Source organism: Hespellia stercorisuis DSM 15480 (assembly GCF_900142165.1).
Lineage (GTDB): Bacteria > Bacillota > Clostridia > Lachnospirales > Lachnospiraceae > Hespellia > Hespellia stercorisuis.
Window position 1 is genome coordinate 1 of the sequence record NZ_FQZY01000070.1, and the last position, 20,176, is coordinate 20,176.

General features: G+C 47.7%; 12 protein-coding genes and 1 pseudogene. 10 read left to right on the forward strand and 3 right to left on the reverse strand.

Features of this window, described 5'->3' with window-relative positions; translation table 11 throughout:
* Nucleotides 1-240, reverse strand: a pseudogene (locus BUB85_RS21885) (IS5/IS1182 family transposase); the annotation flags it as partial.
* A gap of 471 nt (nt 241-711) precedes the next feature.
* On the opposite strand from BUB85_RS21885, the gene nrdD reads away from it, so the two are divergent.
* The 7 genes from nrdD to BUB85_RS17200 all read left to right on the forward strand — a co-directional run bounded on the left by nrdD (nt 712) and on the right by BUB85_RS17200 (nt 11,274).
* Nucleotides 712-2,871, forward strand: a complete 2,160-nt coding sequence (nrdD, locus tag BUB85_RS17170) for an anaerobic ribonucleoside-triphosphate reductase (protein WP_073112757.1) — start codon at nt 712-714, stop codon at nt 2,869-2,871.
* A gap of 216 nt (nt 2,872-3,087) precedes the next feature.
* Nucleotides 3,088-4,362, forward strand: a complete 1,275-nt coding sequence (locus BUB85_RS17175) for a zinc ribbon domain-containing protein (protein WP_073112759.1) — start codon at nt 3,088-3,090, stop codon at nt 4,360-4,362.
* A 392-nt stretch (nt 4,363-4,754) separates the two neighbouring features.
* Nucleotides 4,755-6,086 (forward strand): SPFH domain-containing protein, encoded by a 1,332-nt coding sequence (locus tag BUB85_RS17180; protein ID WP_242945472.1) that lies wholly within the window; start codon nt 4,755-4,757, stop codon nt 6,084-6,086.
* Nucleotides 6,087-6,098: 12 nt separating this feature from the next.
* Entirely contained in the window at nt 6,099-6,449 is a 351-nt protein-coding gene (locus BUB85_RS17185; RefSeq protein WP_073112763.1) for a DUF4339 domain-containing protein, read from the forward strand.
* 176 nt (nt 6,450-6,625) lie between these two features.
* Entirely contained in the window at nt 6,626-7,132 is a 507-nt protein-coding gene (gene nrdG / locus BUB85_RS17190; protein WP_073112765.1) for an anaerobic ribonucleoside-triphosphate reductase activating protein, read from the forward strand.
* 202 nt (nt 7,133-7,334) lie between these two features.
* Nucleotides 7,335-10,763 (forward strand): ATP-binding protein, encoded by a 3,429-nt coding sequence (locus tag BUB85_RS17195; protein ID WP_073112767.1) that lies wholly within the window; start codon nt 7,335-7,337, stop codon nt 10,761-10,763.
* Nucleotides 10,764-10,980: 217 nt separating this feature from the next.
* Nucleotides 10,981-11,274, forward strand: coding sequence for a hypothetical protein (locus BUB85_RS17200; protein ID WP_073112769.1), 294 nt, complete (start codon nt 10,981-10,983; stop codon nt 11,272-11,274).
* Between the two features lie 252 nt (nt 11,275-11,526).
* On the opposite strand, the gene glgD is transcribed toward BUB85_RS17200, so the two are convergent.
* Together glgD and BUB85_RS17215 are read right to left on the reverse strand one after the other, a co-directional pair.
* Entirely contained in the window at nt 11,527-12,642 is a 1,116-nt protein-coding gene (gene glgD, locus BUB85_RS17210) for a glucose-1-phosphate adenylyltransferase subunit GlgD (RefSeq protein ID WP_073112773.1), read from the reverse strand.
* Nucleotide 12,643: 1 nt separating this feature from the next.
* Nucleotides 12,644-13,783 (reverse strand): glucose-1-phosphate adenylyltransferase, encoded by a 1,140-nt coding sequence (locus BUB85_RS17215; RefSeq protein ID WP_073112775.1) that lies wholly within the window; start codon nt 13,781-13,783, stop codon nt 12,644-12,646.
* Nucleotides 13,784-14,426: 643 nt separating this feature from the next.
* Here BUB85_RS17215 and BUB85_RS17220 point away from each other — a divergent pair.
* From BUB85_RS17220 to BUB85_RS17230, 3 genes are all read left to right on the forward strand, one after another.
* A complete protein-coding gene (locus BUB85_RS17220; RefSeq protein ID WP_073112777.1) occupies nt 14,427-16,892 on the forward strand; it encodes a DEAD/DEAH box helicase in 2,466 nt (821 codons plus the stop codon).
* Nucleotides 16,893-16,917: 25 nt separating this feature from the next.
* Nucleotides 16,918-19,203, forward strand: coding sequence for an ATP-dependent helicase (locus BUB85_RS17225; RefSeq protein ID WP_330392371.1), 2,286 nt, complete (start codon nt 16,918-16,920; stop codon nt 19,201-19,203).
* A gap of 140 nt (nt 19,204-19,343) precedes the next feature.
* Nucleotides 19,344-20,066 carry a DUF5058 family protein gene (locus BUB85_RS17230; protein ID WP_073112779.1) on the forward strand — a complete coding sequence of 241 codons (723 nt, stop codon included), beginning with the start codon at nt 19,344-19,346 and terminating at the stop codon, nt 20,064-20,066.
* Nucleotides 20,067-20,176: the final 110 nt, after the last annotated feature.

Consider the following 20,176-nt stretch of genomic DNA (forward strand, 5'->3'; position numbering starts at 1 on the left):
GCATTTATTCATGTAAGCATAGAGCATAATCTTCAGCATCTGTTTTGGCGTTGCAGTATTTTTCCGAATCCGGAAATAAGTCCCTAATAAATCTGAAATATTCATCTCCTCCACGAATTGACTTAGCAAACGCACCGAATCATTATCTGGGATTATGTAATCGATATTTAGTGGCAGTTTTAGTTGATAAAAATCTTCTGCCAGAGTATAATTCTTTTGTAAGATTTTATTTATTAGCATAAGTATATTTTACACCTTTTGCCAGGCTTTTCGAAGCCTGGCATTTGTGTTTTTGCATAAAAAAGGAGCTGCGCACTAATTACTTAGTGCGACAGCCCCATTTTTATACCTAAAGGAATGAGAGTAAAGCAGGCATTTTGGTATGCCATACTTTGTGAGGGGGCGATAGTTTGTATCAACTATCTGATTACAAGTATAGGAAGAAAGTGTGTTTAATCTGTGTTTATTCAATAAAGGTAATCTAAAGTAAAATGCATATTCTATAAACTTCCTAAAAAGATTGAGGATGAATATTTTTGATTTCGTCAAATTTACTTCTTTGATACCGGTCAGTTTTGTAGTATACTTGATAAAGTTGCGGTAACAATCGAGGTGGGAATTGAGAGTGAAAATGTATCTCAAAAATGTACGAAAGCGTGACATTGATTTCCCTGATTTTACCAGTATGAAAAAAGCAAGAGGTGAACGAAAGTGAGAGTTATCAAACGAAGCGGAGTCGAGGACGAGTTCGACGAGAAGAAAATTGAAGCGGCAATTGAAAAGGCGAATAAAAGTGTAGCAGAGTCAGAGCAGATGAACGCCATGACGATACATTTGATTGTGAAGGCTGTTGAGGAAGAGTGTACGATGAAAAACCGTGTGCCAAGTGTGGAGGAGATTCAGGATATGGTCGAGAACCATATTATGGAGAAAAATGCGTTTAATGTGGCACGCAATTATATCACTTATCGTTACAAGAGAGCGATGGTCCGTAAGTCCAATTCTACGGATCAGCAGATTCTCAGCCTGATGGAGTGCAATAACGAGGAGGCGAAGCAGGAAAACTCGAACAAGAATCCGGTCGTCAACAGTGTACAGCGCGACTATATGGCAGGGGAAGTGAGTAAGGACATCACGAAGCGTTTTCTGCTTCCAGAGGATATTGTCAAGGCACATGAAGAAGGAATGATTCATTTCCATGATTCAGATTATTTTGCACAGCATATGCACAACTGCTGTCTGGTGAATCTGGAGGATATGCTGCAGAATGGAACGGTTATCAGTGAGACGATGATCGAGCGTCCGAAGAGCTTTTCTACGGCATGTAATATTGCGACGCAGGCGATCGCACAGATTGCGAGCTCGCAGTATGGCGGGCAGAGCATCTCCCTGTCACATCTGGCACCGTTCGTGCAGGTCAGCAGAGAGAAATTTCAAAAGGAAGTGCGCCGGAGAATGGAGCGTGCAGGAGTGGATGCGTCGGAGGAGATGATTGCGCAGATTGCGGAGGAGCGTGTGCGCGACGAGATCCGTCAGGGCGTTCAGATTATTCAGTATCAGGTGACGACACTGATGACGACCAATGGACAGGCACCTTTCGTGACGGTGTTCATGTATTTAAATGAGGTGGAAGAGGGGCAGACGAAGCAGGATCTGGTCCTTATTATAGAAGAAGTACTGCGTCAGCGGATTCTCGGCGTGAAAAATGAGAAGGGAGTCTACATTACCCCGGCATTTCCGAAGCTGATCTATGTGCTGGAGGAGGACAATATCCGCGAGGGGACCCCGTACTTCGAGCTGACGAAGCTGGCGGCGGAGTGTACGGCGAAGCGCATGGTTCCGGATTATATCTCCGAGAAGGTGATGAAGGAGCTGAAGGATGGCTTCTGTTATCCATGCATGGGGTGCCGTTCGTTCCTGACTGTCTACAAAAATGGTGAGGGAAAAGGACAGTTTTACGGCCGGTTTAATCAGGGCGTTGTGACGATCAATCTGGTGGATGTGGCCTGCTCCTCTGGAAAGGATCTGGAGAAGTTCTGGGACATCATGGATGAGCGTCTGGATCTGTGCTACCGGGCACTGATGATCCGTCACGAGAGACTGAAGGGAACGAAGTCGGATGTGGCGCCGATCCTCTGGCAGAACGGGGCACTGGCCCGTCTGGAGAAGGGAGAAGTGATCGACAAGCTCTTGTTCAACGGCTATTCGACAATCTCGCTGGGGTATGCAGGTCTGTGCGAGTGCACCCGCTATATGAAGGGGGTGTCCCACACGGATGAAGAAGGAAAAGCCTTTGCCTTGAAGGTGATGCACCGACTGAATGACGCGTGCGCCGAGTGGAAGGCAGAGCATAACATTGACTTCAGCCTTTACGGAACTCCGCTGGAGTCCACCACCTACAAGTTTTCCAAGTGCCTGCAGAAGCGCTTCGGAAGTATTCCAGGTGTCACGGATCGAAACTACATTACCAACAGCTATCACGTGCATGTGACCGAGAAAATCAATGCCTTCGAGAAGCTGAAGTTCGAGTCCCAGTTCCAGGAGCTGTCTCCGGGTGGAGCCATCAGCTATGTGGAGGTGCCGAATATGAAAGACAATCTGGAGGCGGTCATCTCTGTGATGCAGTACATCTACGAAAATATCATGTACGCGGAACTCAACACCAAGAGTGATTACTGCATGAACTGCGGCTACGACGGAGAAATCCGGATCGTGGAAGGAGACGGCAAGCTAGTCTGGGAATGCCCGAACTGCGGCAACCGGGATCAGGAGAAGATGAATGTGGCGCGCCGCACCTGCGGTTATATCGGAACCCAGTTCTGGAATCAGGGGCGCACCCAGGAAATCAAAGAGCGAGTTTTACACTTGTAGATTTAGAAATATTCTCGAACTACCATTTCAAATTAATAATGAAAACATTAGTAAAAATAAGGGCTTCGCACATTTTTTAAGCGGAACTCTTATTTTGGTTTTATAGTTAATAACTAATAAGTATTGTTGACGCCTATGTCTACTAGATGTAAAATATTAAATATATAATGCGTTTTAAATAGAAAACGATAATGAGAGAGTAAGGGGTACATAAAGATGGTTGATTACAATTTAGACATGGATGAAAGCATTATTCTTGAAACACCAGATGTTCAAAGACTCGGCGATAACAGAGGCAGAATAAAAGAGCTGGTACTTACAAATAAGCATATCTTTCTGGCGTGTATAAAGAAGAATGGGGTATTTGCAAAACCAACTATTGAAGTAGAAGTATATGCACTTAGTGACATTAAAATATATGATGAGAGAGTACAGATAGCACAAATCAAAAATGGAGAATACGGTACTTGCCTTCAGATTCAATTTGTTCAGGGTCGTGAAATATTTGCTTTTGAAGCTGCAGGAAAAAGAATTGCAACTGAATGGGTAAATGAAGTCAGTGAGGTTTTAGGATATGTGGTGCCTCAACCTGAAAAAAAAGAAAATCCGTTTAAGGGGTTATCGGGTTTGGCAGCAAGCCTGAAAAATGTAACGGACTCAGTGACAGAAACGGTAACTGCAGCAACGAAGCAGGTTATGTCTGAACCAAAAGCAAATCCTACTAATTTTTTTGGAGGAATTGTAAAAGCGGAACCTACTGTGATCCTACAAACTGAAGCTCTTTCCAATCAGAATGTGAGAAACCCAAAACCTAAGTTTTGCACGAATTGCGGTGCTTCATTGAATGAGGGTGCAAAATTCTGCATGGAATGCGGCACACTTGTTGGTATTGGTGGAGATGCAGAGCGCATTCCACCAATACCAACAGTAAGTCAAAGTCCATCCAATGGAGAAGAGAGACAACAGGAATATGCGGGAAAGATATTGAAATGTCCAAATTGTGGAGCAGTAATTTCTCAGACAATTGCAATCTGTCCAGACTGCGGAATGAAAATTACAGGACAGGTTGCTGTAAGTTCGGTCAGAGCATTTAGTGAACAACTGATGTCTATAGAGGCCACTAGAAAGCAAGCAGGATTTGGGACTATTTTTGCAGGTGCGATTGATCCCGCTGATCAAAAGAAACTTTCATTGGTAAGAAGTTTTCCAATCCCAAATACAGTGGATGATATCATGGAATTCATGATGCTGGCTGTTGCTAATATTGATGTGGTGTTGTCAAAAAACACAATGATGAATAAATGTCAGAAAAGTGCAAAATCAATGGAAAGTAATATAACTATAGCAAGAACAATCAGTGATGCGTGGGTTTCTAAGATGCAACAGGCGTACCAAAAAGCTGAATTGTCATTTCCAAATGATCTAGCATTTTTAAACATAAAACAGATGTATTTAGACAAGATGAAAGAGTTAAAAATAAAGATTGGTTAACAGGGGGACGAAGGAAGACGTTCTGCTCAAATTGTGGAGCAACACTTATTTCGTTTGCGGCAAACTGATCTTCATGGGATATGAATTAAGGCGTACAAAAACAACTAGTTCTGTACAGAAACCTTTGCAGGAATTGGAAAAGGCTGGAAGTATAGAGCGGAAAATAGATTTAATTAGTAATTTTTGCATTCTCAATACAAAAGGAGATATCTCTGAATTTTTCATTTTATATGGTTGCGTTATTAGGCATCAGTGTTATATGTGGCGGTATAGTCATTCTTGCATATGAGAAAGAATTAAAATAAAAAGATATTAAATTAAATAAAAGAGGACATAGGAAAGGAGCTCAAATAATTATGGCACTATTTGGAAAATTAAAAGCCGGAGGATTCATGGATGAGATTAGATGTGATGAGCCATCGTATTTGATTTGGAAATGGCACCCAAACGGCTCGCAGACAGGAGACAACAACAGAGAAAATGCAATCAGATGGGGCTCATCTCTTCGTGTAAAAGAAGGAGAGGTGGCAGTATTTGTCTATAATCAGAAGAATGGTGTTATGCAGGACTTTATCAAAGGCCCTTGTGATCAGATTCTTAAGACGGAGAACCTTCCGGTATTGGCAAGTGTTGTAGGACTTGCGTATGAAGGCGGAACTCCATTTCAGGCTGAAGTATACTTCATCAATATGGCAAGAGTCATACAAGTGCCATTCGCCGTTCCTTTCTTTGATTTATATGACCCACGTTTTTTGGATTTTGGAGTACCGACAGCAGTAAGAGGAAAATTGACTTTTAATATTGCTGATTACAGAGAATTCATAAAATTACATAGACTTACAAACTTTGACTTAAATGCATTCCAGACACAGATAAGAGATGCGGTATCTCGTTATGTAAAAGGGGTAGTGGCAAATGCGCCTGCTGAGAAGAATATTCCGGTTGTTCAGATTGAACGTGACATTCCTCGGATTAATGAATTGATTGAAGCAGATGTAAAATCACGGTTTGAAAATGATTTTGGAGTGAATATTACAGCAATTGACATCAATGCGATTGAGGTTGATAAATCAAGCGAAGGCTATATCCAACTTAAGAGCGTGACTCAGGATATTGCAGCAGCCACGGTTCAGGCTCAGTCTGAGGTGAATATCAAGAATCTTCATGATCAGCAGAAAATCAATGCAGAGAATATGGAAGAAACAATGCGTATCCAGAGAGAAGAGGCACAATATGCTCAAAGAAAAGAAACGGAAAGTTCTCATTTTGCAGCATATCAACTTGAAAAACAGGCAGAAGTCGGAATTGCAGGAGCGAATGCACTTGGACAAATGGGGATCAACGGAGGAACCGAAATGTCTGGTGGTGGAGGATTGAATCCTGCAGGTATGATGGCAGGCATGGCCATGGGCGGAGCAATTGGACAGAATATGGCAGGAATGATGAATAATATGATGGGAGGAGTTCAGCAGCTTACACAACAAGGAACAACGCCGCCACCGGTAGTTACAACTATGTATCATGTGGCAGTAAACGGTCAAGCAACAGGACCATTTGATATGGCAACATTATCTCCGATGATTTTGGCAGGTACTCTTACAAAAGAAACGCTCATTTGGAAACAAGGTATGGAAAATTGGGTAGCTGCAGGAACAGTACAAGAATTACAGAGTCTGTTTAATGTGGGGACAACGCCAATTCCCCCTGTACCACCAACTCTTTAAGGAGGATATGATATGAGTGATAATAATTTTTATTCCATAGATAAGCTTGTTGAATTCGGAATGGGTATCACAATTGCAAATCAGATGGCATCGTCAATGAATCAGTCATTAAATCAGATGGAAATTCCAGGAGCAGGAAAAGCAATGCCGTCTAGTATTGAAACTGTTTATTATGCGGTAATGAATGATACTCAGATGGGGCCATACTCAATTACAGAACTATCAAGACTCATTACTGATAAGAAAATCGTTAAAGAAACATATGTGTGGAAACCAGGAATGAAACAATGGGATTTGGTGGAAAATATTCCAGAGGTGTTAAGACTTATTGCGTTAACACCACCACCAATTCCAAACCCATAGATGTTGTATATAATAAACTAATCTGTTAGAATTGAGGCGAAGTATCAATAGACGTAAAATGATATTTTTGCATAAAAAATATAAAATCAAACAAATAAAATTGTTGCAATGCTTTCAAAGTGTTTCGAGAATATTTGGAAAGGAACAACATTTGTAGCATCAGAAAGGAAAATGCCATGCATTATTCAGCCATAAAGTATTGCGATATAGCGAATGGTCCGGGAGTCCGGACCGTTCTTTTCGTCTCCGGATGCCGCAACTGCTGTCCGGACTGTTTTCAGCCGGAGACCTGGGATTTTGAGAACGGGGAGTTGTTTGACGAGGCTGTGGAGACGGAGATACTGGAATCCCTGAAGCCGGATTATATCAGCGGTCTGACCGTTCTCGGCGGAGAACCCTTTGAGCCGGAAAACCAGCGGGCGCTGGTGCCGTTTCTACGGAAGGTGAGGGAGCGGTATCCGCAGAAGTCCATCTGGGCGTACACCGGATATATACTGGAACGCGATCTGGCAGCAGGTGGGAGCCGGCATACCGAGGTGACGGATGAGATTCTTTCTCAGCTGGATACGCTTGTGGACGGTCCGTTTCTCAGGGAAAAGAAGGATATCTCCCTGAAATTTTGCGGGTCATCCAATCAGCGGATCATAGAAAATCCCGGAACGCGGATCATAACCGGACGGTAACGGGTAACTGCGCGCCCGCCATTTTGGTGTTGCGTTTCTGTCTGTTTAGGCATAAAATAAGTTTAGAATCAAGGTCTGACCTGAAGAACCCCATAGGGTCTGACAGGACGGCAGCCAGTTACTCAGATATGTTGAAAAGTCCTCTGATTACCAGAGGACTTTTTTGATACTTTTATTATCAGGACAAACGAGGAAAACAGACATGGGGAAAATGAGAAGAATCAAAAAAATAGCAGTTCTGATGCTGGTTTTGGGAAGTATGACTCTGCCCGCCGCGCTGCCAGCTCTTGCGGTGGGAGATGGTCTGGCAGAACAAGCCGGAAACAGCACGGACAGTTCATGGAAAAGCGGCGGCAAAGCGTCTCAGAACGTGACCCTGACGAAGGAGGAAAGGAAGTATATCAAAAGGAATCCGACGATATCCATTGCGATGGATACGTCGTGGATTCCCTATGCATTTAATAATGATTCAACAGGAGAAGTGGATGGAATCATTCCGAATCTTCTCGACAAGGTGGCGGAAAATACGGGTCTGCGTGTGAACTATATTTCAAAGGATACATATGCGGATGCGATTGCAGCCGTGCAGTCGGGGGAGACGCTTCTGGTATCTGGAATCGCGGATGATCCTTCTGCGGCAGAGCGCAATGATGTGCTGATCACAGACCCTTATATGACGGTCAGTTATTCGTCCGTGACAAAAGGGCAGATCCCGGATCTCTATGAGAAGGGAGCCTCCTACCGGGTGGCAGTCTGTGCGGGCTCTTACTCGACCGTTGCCATGAAGGCGAAGATGCCAACCTACCAATTTGTGGAATATCATTCCAACGACGAATGTATGCGGGCAGTTGAGAAGGGCGAGGTCGACATTGCCCTGCTTGCGACATGTGCCGCAGAGTATTATGGGACGAGGCACGAATACAGCGCATTTAACATTGGCACGATCGTTGACTTTTCATGGGGGCTGTGTTTTGGCGTCAATAAAGAATGTGACCCCATGCTGATAGAGATTCTGAACAAGGGAATCGCAGGGCTGACACCTAATGACAAGAATCAGGCCAGCTACAATGCCATGATCGACGCGAATGGTGCGACAAAGCGGTTCTATGACTGGGTGTATGAGCAGCCGGTTCTTGCAGCAATGCTTGCAGCCGGAGGGACAGCCATGCTGCTGATCATCATTTTCCTGATCATTCACCAGAAGGGGAAGATTAAGGCATTGAAGCAGACGATGCTGCAGGAGAATATTGCTGTGTTGGAAGCCGCGATGCGCAGCGGTAATGTAGAGGTGTGGAATTATGACACGAAAACAAAGCAGGCAGTGCGGTATACGTCGGAAGACAATCTGATGGGAGCGGGCGAGAAGGTGGAGAATGTCCCGGACAGTATGATTGAAAATGGCATGGTACATCCGGACAGTGAACAGGTGTGCCGGGATCTGTATGTGCCATTTGAAAAGGATGACAGAACCAGGCAGGCGGATCTGCTGCTGCGCGATTCAAAATCGAGGAATTACTGGTGGGAGAGAGTCATTCTGGCACCGGTCAGAGACGAGTCGGGAAATGTGCAGCGTGTAATTGGAATGTCTGTCAATGTGACAGAGCACAAGGAAAAGGAAGCCAGATATCTGAGACTTCTGGAGCAGATGGAGGAACTGGAGACGGACAGTCTGATTGCCAAAGGGCGTCATAACCTGACGAAGAATACGGTGCTCTATTATCGCGAAATCCGGAATGAAGCGGTGTCTGTCCGGGAGGGCGGAAGCTATGATGAGATGGTAGGAATACTTGCGGAGACGGCGTTCAGACAGAAGAAAGCAGAGGAACTTTGCAGCAGATTGAGCCGGGAGTCACTGACAGCCGGGTTTGCGCGAGGGGAGACTTCGGGAGAAATCCAGTATAAGCGGGAAGAGCCGTCCGGCGCCTCCATCTGGGCAGCTACGGAATATACATTGTCGGAGGATCCGAATACAGAGGATCTGATCGCATTTATCTACAGCTACGATATCACAGAGCATGTGATTGAGAGCAAGATCGTTTCCAAGCTGAGCAACATCGAGTATGACATGCTGGGACTTTTGGATGTCAACACCGGTCTGTATGTGATACGTGGTGCGAAGCCGGGGCTGGAAGGGCCGGAGCTTCGCAGACAGGGAAACTTTGAGGAGGCATCGCAGCGAAGGTTTGCGGAGGTCGGCATGCCTGCGGAGAAAGAGCAGATCAGCCATCTGTTCAGCGTGGCGGACATATGTGTACATCTGGAGAAGCTTGAGCTATATTATTTCACGTATTTTGTTTTGGGCAGAGATGGGGAGAATCTGCGAAAGAAGATGCAGTTTTCGTATCTGGATGAGACGCGTACGACGATTCTGTTCTTTCGAAGCGATATCACGGATATGTATCAAAAGGAACAGGAGCAGCTGCGGCAGACGGAGAATGCGCTGGAGGCGGCAAAGAAAGCCAGTAGTGCGAAAACGGAATTTTTCTCCCGCATGAGCCATGATATGCGGACGCCGATGAACGGGATTCTCGGGCTTGTCGCTCTCTCCGAGGAGGAGACAAGCATGGAAATCCTCAGACAGAATATTCATAAGATCAGACAGCCGGGGGAGTATCTGCTGGGACTGATCAATGATACACTGGATTTTCAGAGGATCGAGAGTGGACGTATGACGATCGAGCCGCAGATCATCAAGGGCACAGAGCTTCTTGACAGCGTGATGGATATGGTGCGGCAGAACGCAGAGAAAAAGGGCGTGGAACTGCGAGTGATCACTGAAAATGCGGAACTTGACGAGTATGTGCGGGTTGACCCCATGCGTATAAAGCAGGTGTTTGTCAATCTGCTTTCCAATGCAGTTAAATTTACCCCGGCCGGGGGTACCGTGGAATTTATATTCGAGAGTGTCAGACGGAACGAAATGATTTCCCGCGACCGCATTCTGGTGCGCGACAACGGGATCGGAATGAGTCCGGAGTTTCTAAAGGATGGAATATTTCAACCCTTCTCCCAGGAAAACAACGGGGTATCCTCCCAGTTTGCAGGCTCGGGGCTGGGACTGTCCATCACGAAAAATCTGGTGGAGATGATGGGAGGAACCATCGAGGTGGAGAGTGAGCTCGGCGTCGGCACAACATTCCGCATGGAGATCGACTTTGAACGGGTCGACAGAAGCGTGGTGAAGGATACCAGACAGGCGGATCAGAAGCATCGTGCGGATTTGAAGGATCTGCTGAAAAACCGCAGGATTCTTCTGGTGGAAGATCAGCCGCTGAATGCGGAGATCGCCAAAAGACTTCTGGAGAGGGCCGGCTGCCAGGTGGTGTGGGAGCAGAACGGAAAGCTGGGTGTGGAGCGGTTTCAGCAATCACCGGAGGGTTGGTTCGATACAATCCTGATGGACATCCGCATGCCGGTCATGAATGGTCTGGAAGCGACGGAGACGATTCGCGGTCTGGACAGGCCGGACGCCGCGACAGTCCCGATTATTGCGATGACGGCCAACGCCTACGACAGTGACGTGAAGCTTTCAATCGAAAAGGGAATGAATGCACATCTGTCCAAGCCGATTGAGCCGGATCTGCTGTTTGCGACGATTGAACGATTCCTCAGTGAAAGGGAATGTGAATAAGAGCATCGCCGTTACTGGAACAGATTTATCTGTGAACAGTAACGCATTGCCATCAGGGCTGTTATAGAAAAATGTTATTAGCATTGAGTTTTTATTGTGATACGAGTATAATTCAAATAGATATACATATTTCGAGACTCGGGGACAGCAGTGTGGATACAGCGGGTGTACAGACTGACTGTTGCACGGGGAAAACAAAATCAGGAGGAAATGTGAAATGAAAATTTATGATTCAGTGAACAAAGTCGACGTTGAGGTTGACGGAACAAAGGGATTGATCCAGCTTATGGTGGACGGCCGTCAGGTGGACTTGTATCTGAAGGAGAAAAAATCTGATGAAGACGGATACATGACATGGGATGTTGAACACTGGTCTACCGTGGACGGCAGGAGATTTATCCGCTGCTATTCATTGGAAGGCAAGGTATCCAGCGAATTTACAGGACATAACATTTATGATCTGGAAAATTCTTTCAAGCCGGAAGAAGCTGAAAAAGTTGAATTGAGTTAATTGGGGGAATCGTTGAGAAGCAGATGATTGAATTATGAGCGTCCACTTTATTCAGCTGTGTTTCTGACAGGTAATGCAGTGGAGCGCAAATGCCCGCTTTATTAAAAATAATACCACGGCAACGGAGAGGTTGCTGTGGTATTATTTTTTTGATACACTTTATGATAATGGAATCAAATCAAGTGGAATAATCCGAAGTATTAAAGGGGCAAAATACTTTGTGATTCCAGTATCATGCCGGAAAGAACCAGTTTAGATTGTATCCCCACGTTTGATATATCCCGGAGTTTCAGGATCTGCAACGATTTCTTTTACTTGTGTCAGCTTCGCGCGGCGGTCGACAACCTGATTCTCCACGTGTACACCTTCGCCGATCAATACGTCGGTCAGGAGAATACAGTTTTTGACTACGGCGCCCTCTTTGATGACACAGCCACGTCCGATGATGGAATTTTCTACTTTCCCCTTGATCATGCAGCCGTTGGAAACAACGGAACTGGTGACTTCTGCTGTTTCAAAGTATCTGGTCGGGCAGGAGTCGTTGGTCTTGGTGTAGATTGGCCAGTCTTCGCTGAACAGGTTCTGTGACATCTTGATATCTTCCAGTGCCATGTTGGCGTCATAGTAGCTCTTGAAATCTGTGATAGAAGCAAAGAAGCCACGGTGTGCAACGCCACGGATATCCAATTCGCAGCACAGATCATTGAGGATGTCAGACATTGTGTACATGGAAGACAGTTTGTTCGCCTTTGTGATGAGTTCGATGAACAATTCACGCTTCATAACATAGGTGTCCATGAAAATGTTGCGGTTCTTGGCTGTTCCCTGATTCTTCTCAACAGACAGTACACCCTTCTGTTTGTTCAGATTCAGTGTATTACAGTTGAGGAAGGACTCTCTGGCATTATCCACTGAGTGATAGAGCAGTGTGATGTCGGCGCCCGATTCTGCATGTGTGTGGATCAGTGAGTCGTAATCCATCGCATAGACCATGTAACTCGGCGCGATGACAACATATGTATGAGTCAGCTTTTCAATCTCCTCCATATTTTCAATATATGCTGCGATATCAGTGTTATAGATATCATGTTCCCCGGTATTCTCCGAGAATAATGGCTGTAGTTTTCCGCGTTTTGAGTTGATATTGTAGTGACGCCCGCTTCCGAGATGATCGATCAGGGACACTGCTTTTCTGCGGATATATACCTGAATGCGGTCAATGCCGCTGTTGCTCATGTTCGAGATCGGAAAGTCGATCACACGATATCTTCCTAAAAAGGAGAATGATCCAATCGGACGGTAATCCTGTAATCCCTCTACCCACACATGGCGATTGGCAGGAGTGATGATTCCAAATGAACTATACATATTATTCTACCCCCTTCACACGTTTTGCGACAAGCTCGATGTTTTCACTGTCAGCGCTGCCCACGACAGCATCTTTGCCAATCTTTACATTGTCAGCAACCAGTGCACGCTGTACAACGGCACCTTCCTCTACAACTACACCAGGCATCAGCACACTGTCAATAACCTTGGCACCGACTCCGACTTTGGCACTGGTGAAGAGCACGGAGTGATTGACCTCACCGTCCACCATGCAGCCCTGTGTGACAAAGGCACCCTTTACAGATGCATTCGGTCCGAGGTACTGTGGAAGTGTGGTGACATCTTCCGTGTAGATCTTCCATGAAGGGTCGTTCAAGTTCAGATCGTTGTTGTCTGTGATCAGATCCATGTTTGCCTCCCACAGGGAGTCGATGGTTCCTACATCCTTCCAGTAGCCTTTGAATTTGTAGGCCTGGAGTTTTCTGTCGTCAGCGAGCAGCTGAGGAATGATGTCCTTACCGAAGTCATGGTTGGAATCCGGATCCTTCATATCTGCAACCAGCATTTTGCGGAGCAGTTTCCAGTCGAAGATATAGATACCCATAGAGGCCAGATTACTCTTTGGTTTCTCCGGCTTTTCCTCAAACTCGAGGATACGTCCTTCTTCGTCCGTATTCATGATACCGAAGCGGCTTGCTTCTTTTTTCGGCACTTCGATGACTGCGATGGTCGCATCTGCATTGTGCGCTTTGTGCTCAGCGAGCATCTCCGCGTAATTCATCTTGTAAATGTGGTCACCGGAGAGAATCAGAACGTGCTCCGGTGCGTAAGCATCGACAAAATCAATATTCTGGGAAATTGCATCTGCGGTTCCACGATACACATTCAGATTTGCGTCTGCCTTCTCACGAGGTGGAAGAACATACACACCACTGTCCTTGGCATCAAGGCCCCAACGGCGTCCTGCGGCAACGTAGCTGTTCAAAAGAATCGATTCATATTGTGTCAGCACACCGACGACGTCTATTCCACTGTTTGCGCAGTTGCTGAGAGGAAAGTCGATGATACGGTATTTCCCACCATATGAAACGGCTGGTTTTGCCACTTTATTGGTCAAATCATGTAGACGTGATCCACGTCCGCCGGCTAAGATCATAGCAAGCATGTTATTTTGTTTCATATAAAGCCCTCACTTTCAAATATTTATATGTCATATTATACAATTTATCCGCCGATTTCTCCATTGAATTATGCAATAAGTGCATAGATTATATGAATCATGCATTCTGTTTTTGTAAAGACGGAAACATTGTTGAATTTCGCAAGTAAAGAGGATACTCACGATCCGTTTCACTACATGTTTGTGGACGTCCAGCAGCTTCGCAGTTCAAGGATGTTCAATTCACGAAACTAATAAAATGTATAGTTTAAAACAATAAAAAACAGTCAGGCGAACCTGACTGGAATATTTGAGGAAGGGTATGAGCATCGGAGAACTGTCCGGGAACAATCGACAGTGACTGACGGGAACAGCTCGCCGATACTCATACGTTATGAAAAAGAAAATTTATCAACATTTGTTTTTGTTGATAGGTACAGTATAGTAAGGAAATGTGATGAGACTGTGATGCGAAAATTAAGTAATTGTGAACGTTCTGTTACAAACATGTGGACTTTATTTATGCTTTCTCTTATTTGTGGTACAATTTGGGACATAGCAAAACAGCAATTGGGGACGTAGCAAAGTTGCAACTTTGCTACGTCCCCAATTGCTGTTTTGCTATGTCCCTAAATGACGTTGTTCAGAAAATAAGGAGAGACAGATGGATATCAATGACATGATCATATATAAAAAGACAATCGATGCGAAGCAGGCGGAGTACGCTGCGCTCCCGGCGGATTTGAATCCGGAGATCGGGGAGTTTTTGTGGCGGGACGGGATCCGCGAGATTTACTCCCACCAGGCGGAGATGTTCCGGCTGGCACAGGAGGGGAAACATGTGGTCATCACCACGGCGACGGCCAGCGGGAAGACGTTGAGTTTTCTGCTCCCGGTGCTGCAGGAGATTCTGAAAAATCCGCGGACGAGAGCCATTTTTTTGTATCCGACGAAGGCGCTTGCCAGCGATCAGTACCGGGCACTGCAGCCTTTTCTTGAGTACTTCGGGGCAAACCGGATCGTAGCGGGAGTCTATGACGGCGATACGCCGCCCGCAAAGCGCAGGGAGATCCGCAAGAGCGCGAACATCATCCTGACGAACCCGGAGATGCTCAACAGTGCGTTCCTTCCCAACCACAGCAGCTATGGGATGGATTTTATATTTGCAAATCTGAAATATGTGGTGATCGATGAGCTTCATTCTTACCGCGGGGCTTTCGGCTCCCACCTGGCCAATGTGCTGCGCAGGCTGGATCGCGTCTGTGCCTATTACCAGGATTCGGTGCAGTTTTTGTGCAGCTCGGCGACCATTGCCAATCCCGTGGAGCTGGCGGAAAAAATCTGTGGAAAGCCATTTGTGCAGGTCAGCCGCAGTGGGGCTCCGTCTCCGAAAAAGGAATATCTGCTGCTGCAGCCGCCTGTTATTCAGGGAAAGAACGAGGTGGAGTACGGCCGCGTTTCACCTGCCACGGTGGCGGCCGGCATGATTCCGGAGCTGGTGGAAAAAAAGCACAGCTTTCTCGCATTTGCCAGAACCAGAAGGAATGTGGAGGTTATCTTAAAGGAATCCCGAGACCGGATGGAGCAGGCGGGATTTTTAGGAGCAGTCAGACCGGAGCAGATCGCGGGATACCGGGGAGGATATACCCCGCTGGAGCGCAAGGAGATTGAGCGGAAGATGATTTCCGGGGAGCTGTCGGGGCTGGTCTCAACCAATGCGCTGGAGTTAGGGATAGACATCGGTAAGCTGGACACCACGCTGCTGGCCGGATATCCGGGGACAAAGGCTTCCTTCTGGCAGCAGACCGGACGTGCCGGCCGAAGCGGAGGACCCTGCCGGAACTTCCTGGTGCTGGCTAACCAGCCCTTTGACCAGTATATTGCCGTGAATCCGGACTGGCTGTTCGAGTCGGAGAGTGAGCATGCCATCGTGGATCCGGACAATCTGCTGATCCAACTGTCACACATTCGTGCAGCCGCGGCGGAACTTCCGCTGTCGTTGGAGGATACGAAGCGGTTTCCGGATCTCGGCGAGGTGATTCCGGTGCTGCTCTCAGCGAAGGAGCTGGAGAATATCAGCGGAAAATTCGCCTGGTCGGGGAGTGCATTTCCGGCGGGGGACTACAGTCTGCGAAACATTGACAAAGTTCGCTATAAGCTTCTGAACCGCGAAACCGGGCGGGAGATCACCGAGATGGACGAGTCCCAGGCCTACCGGGAGCTGCATCCGGGGGCAGTGTACATGCATGACGGGGTGCTCTATGAGGTGCTGACACTGGATCTCACGAGCCACACCGCGCAGGCGGCTCCGTTCGAGGGGGATTATTATACGATCCCGGCGGGAAACGGTGAGAGCCGGATCCTGCGCACCTTCCGGACAGAACCGTGTCTGCGGACGGAGGCCGCATTCGGGGACATCAATGTCAATGAGTGGGTGACCATGTTCAAGAAGCTGCAGTTTCACAACCATCAGAATCTGGGATATGTGCAGCTTGAGGAACCGCTGCAGAAGGATTATGACACGGAGAGTGCGTGGATCACGATTCCCGCCAACGTGACGGATGCATTCCGCAATCTGCTGCAGCCCAATGCCACCGGGCAGTGGACGCTGAACAATCATTTTGAGGGGCTCGCCCACGCGCTTCGGAATGCGGCAATGATGAGTACCATGGCCTCCGGGGAGGATGTGGACACAATGGTTTCCAACGATGCTCTCATCCCCCAGGGTGCGGTGTCTGGAAATGTGTACCTGTTTTTTTATGACAAATATGTGGGCGGCCTTGGCTATGCAGAGAAGATCTGTGATGTGATGGAGACTGTGATTGACAATGCCATTCGTCTGGTGGCGGGCTGTGCCTGTAAGGATGGCTGTCCGGCCTGCGTCGGGGATTACACGCTGGATAAGCAGATGGTGCTGTGGGGATTGAAAAATCTTCGGGAAGAACTGCCGGTACCAAAAACTGTGAAGCAGTACCGGGGGAGCACGGAGCCTGCAGCCCAGAAGCCGGACCGTACGCTTCCGGCCAGCTGGGAGGAGTATTTCGCGGAGACAGAGAAGAATCGGGAGGCAGGGCGCGACAAGGCTGGAAAGCTGAGACGGCGTCTGGATGAGATGCATCCTGGGGAGTAGCGGACTTATTTGATGAGGATAAATTTTGAAGAAATTAGAAGAAAGAAGAAATGATCAGGCAGAGGAGGAGAATACCATGAATTTTGAGCGGGAGCTTGCAGAATTAAATGAATATCAGAGAGCGGCAGTTCTTGACGAGAACGCTGCCTGCATTGTGAGTGCGAAGGTTGGCAGCGGGAAGACAACAGTGCTCATTTCCAAGGTGCTTTATCTTCATGATCAGAAAAAGGTACCCTACGAGGATATGGTGGTTCTCACATTTACCAATAAGGCGGCAGGGGAGATCCGGGAACGACTGGCGGCGAAGGAGAGCAGTCTGTCACCGGAGCAGCTGCAGGGCTTTGGAACATTTCACAGTGTGGCACTGCATTTGCTGCGGGATGTGCTGCCGGTGGAGGAACTGGGATATGAGCCGGGGTTCACAGTCATCGAGCCGGACGAGGAAGTGGAGCTTGCACTGCAGATCATCGAGGAGGAGAAGCTGCAGATCAAGTACAAGAACCGGCTGAAAAAACGTCTCGAGCAGGAGCGGACTCTGTATGAGCAGGGGAAGAAGGAGACTCGCTACGGGGATGATCTGTTTGTGCTGATGCATCGTCTGGGGCAGGAGAAGCTGCGGCAGAATAAGTTCACCTTCCGGGATCTGCTGCGGGTCAGTAATTTTCTGCTGCGCCGTCTGGTGGCGGAGGGAGAAAAAGAAAAGTTTCATCCAGCCTGGATCATTGTGGATGAGGTGCAGGACAGCGACGATATTCAGATCGAGTTCATGGAGCATCTGGTGGTACTCGGAGCGAAGCTGTTCGCTGTGGGAGATCCTAACCAGGTGATCTACACGTGGCGCGGAAGTCGGAGCAATATTTTTTATCAGCTGAAGGAGCGGTTTGGAGCCAGGGAACTGACACTGCCGATCAACTATCGCTCCAGCGGGGCGATTCTGGCTGCGGCAAAGTGCTTTCAGCAGAATCCCGGAGAACTCACCGGGGCGCGCACGCGGGGCGAGAAGTTGCGGATCCGGAGACATTACAATGCCTTTGGCGAGGCGCAGTATCTGGCGGCGGAGATTCGCGGATTGATGGAGTCCGGGGTGGCCTGCCGGGAAATCGCTGTTTTCTACCGCCTGCAGAGCCAGTCGGAAATACTGGAAAAGGTGTTTACCGGGGAATCTATACCATTTGAGGTGTCAGTGAAGAAAACAATTCAGGATATTCCGGTGCTGAACTGGTTTTTAAAGGTGCTGCGCTTTTCCTGTAATGAGAAGGATGCGCCGGCCGGAGTGAAGGCGCTGGCGGATAAGCAGTACGGGGAGATTCGTTCTGCAAAGCGGGCGCGGGAGATCATTGAGAGCGTTGTGACAGAGAAAGCGGAAAGAGGCAGGCAGAAAAGCGGGTCGGAGAGCAGTCAGCCGGCAGATGAGCACGAAGGACTGACAGAAAAGATGTGCGGATTTGCAGAGTATTTTGCAGAAGACTGTCTGGAAAATGTGATCGTGGATCCGGCATATGTGTACGATTATTTTGAACTCGACCGTTACCTGAAGCCGACGGCGGCGCGTTACAGCGAGGATCGGGAGTATGTCTGGAATCTGCTGGAACGCATGATTACTTTCGCGCTGGAGCAGGGGCTTGGATTTCTGGAAGGTTTCCGGTTATTTTTAAACTCGTCGGCGCTCTACGGGGTGCAGATTCTTCAGAAAGAGGTCAACCTGCAGGCAGATTCGGTGAAACTGATGACGCTCCACGCTTCGAAAGGGCTGGAGTTTTCACATGTCTATATCATCGGTGTCAATTTCGGGCTGATTCCGCTCAGAACAGGTGATTTTGAGACGGAAGATGAGGAACGCAGGCTGTTTTTCGTGGGGATGACCCGGGCGAAGGACTATCTGGAGCTTTCCTATTATACGAATCCGGATCAGGTGCGCGTGGCACCCGGAGAGAGCCGCTACCTGCAGATGATTCCGCGGGAGTTGGTGGAGGGCGGAGTGGAGGAAGTGCGGTTTGAAAAGACAGATCTGCAGAAGCTGCGCAAAGAGGTGGAGAAGTCTGCGCGGGTGCAGCCGCTTGCCATGTTGTTTGGCGGTGGGGGCGCTGGAAAATCTGCGGAAGAATCTGCCGGGGAGCCAGCAGATAAACCGGTCGGTGAAACTGCAGAGGGCTCCGCGGAGATGAAGCACGGAAAAATGCCGCGGGTGCGCCATGCCAAATATGGAGTGGGAACGATCACTTCTGAGGACGAGACTATGGTGACGGCCGAGTTTGAGAATTATGGAGAAAAGCAGTTCATCAAGGCGTTTAGCGAACTGGAGTATTTGTAGGATGGGGGGGAACAAATTGACTTTGAATTTGCAGTGAAATATAATGAAGTAAATCTGTCGGCTTTCCCGCGGGATATTCACTGCGGATTTACGCTGTCACAGATTTATACTACTGATCAACTCGAAAAGGAGGCGCTTCTATGTTTAACCCAAACAACATGTTTCTCTACGGTCTGGCGGCCTGCGTGATACTTTTTATTATCGCACAGTCTCTCTTCTTTCTGGTGCGCGCGTACAGGCAGGCACAGAAAAAAGGAATGGATATGAAAAAAATCCGGCAGGTCATTGTATCCAGTGCCATTTTTACGATTGCGCCGGCGGTCTCGATTCTGCTTGGCGTGGTGACACTGGCGAAGTTTCTGGGGCTGCCCCTTCCATGGATCCGGCTGAGCGTCATCGGGGCAATCACCTACGAGCTCCCGGCCGCGACATCCACGGCAACGGCGCTGCATGTCCCTTTGTCGGAACTGATCACGGACGCCCGGGTTTATTCGGCGATTGTGTGGGTCATGACGCTTGGAATCCTGCCAAGTATTATCTATGTGCCGGTGCTCTTTAAGCGGATCAACAGAGGGATGGTCTCCATGAAACAGCGGGATGAAAAATGGAGCGATATTTTTCTTACAGCTCTGTTTCTCGGTATGATCTCTGCATTTCTCGGGATGGTATTCTCCACTATCCGGACGGGGATTGTGGGCTGGATTCCGGTGTTTGTGCTTCTGGCATCCGCCGCGGCGATGGCGGTCTGCGGGATATGCATCAAGAAATGTAACGCGAAGTGGCTGGAAAATTATGCATTGCCGATCAGCATGATCGTGGCCATGATATTTTCTGTTTTCATAACAAATGTGATCAAAGGATAGGGGGAGAATTATGAAAAAAGGTAACTGTTCAGAACCCCCTTGGGGAACTAATTAATTTTTGTACAAAACAGAGAATTTTTAAAACCTGTTTTGCGATATTATTTCGGTAA

What these genes read in the sequence shown, in the direction of transcription:
- BUB85_RS17175 (WP_073112759.1), top strand. Translation starts at nt 3,088, where the DNA reads ATGGTTGATTACAATTTAGACATGGATGAAAGCATTATTCTTGAAACA.
- BUB85_RS17180 (WP_242945472.1), top strand. Translation starts at nt 4,755, where the DNA reads ATGGATGAGATTAGATGTGATGAGCCATCGTATTTGATTTGGAAATGG.
- BUB85_RS17185 (WP_073112763.1), top strand. Translation starts at nt 6,099, where the DNA reads ATGAGTGATAATAATTTTTATTCCATAGATAAGCTTGTTGAATTCGGA.
- nrdG (WP_073112765.1), top strand. Translation starts at nt 6,626, where the DNA reads ATGCATTATTCAGCCATAAAGTATTGCGATATAGCGAATGGTCCGGGA.
- BUB85_RS17195 (WP_073112767.1), top strand. Translation starts at nt 7,335, where the DNA reads ATGGGGAAAATGAGAAGAATCAAAAAAATAGCAGTTCTGATGCTGGTT.
- BUB85_RS17200 (WP_073112769.1), top strand. Translation starts at nt 10,981, where the DNA reads ATGAAAATTTATGATTCAGTGAACAAAGTCGACGTTGAGGTTGACGGA.
- glgD (WP_073112773.1), bottom strand. Translation starts at nt 12,642, where the DNA reads ATGTATAGTTCATTTGGAATCATCACTCCTGCCAATCGCCATGTGTGG.
- BUB85_RS17215 (WP_073112775.1), bottom strand. Translation starts at nt 13,783, where the DNA reads ATGAAACAAAATAACATGCTTGCTATGATCTTAGCCGGCGGACGTGGA.
- BUB85_RS17220 (WP_073112777.1), top strand. Translation starts at nt 14,427, where the DNA reads ATGGATATCAATGACATGATCATATATAAAAAGACAATCGATGCGAAG.
- BUB85_RS17230 (WP_073112779.1), top strand. Translation starts at nt 19,344, where the DNA reads ATGTTTAACCCAAACAACATGTTTCTCTACGGTCTGGCGGCCTGCGTG.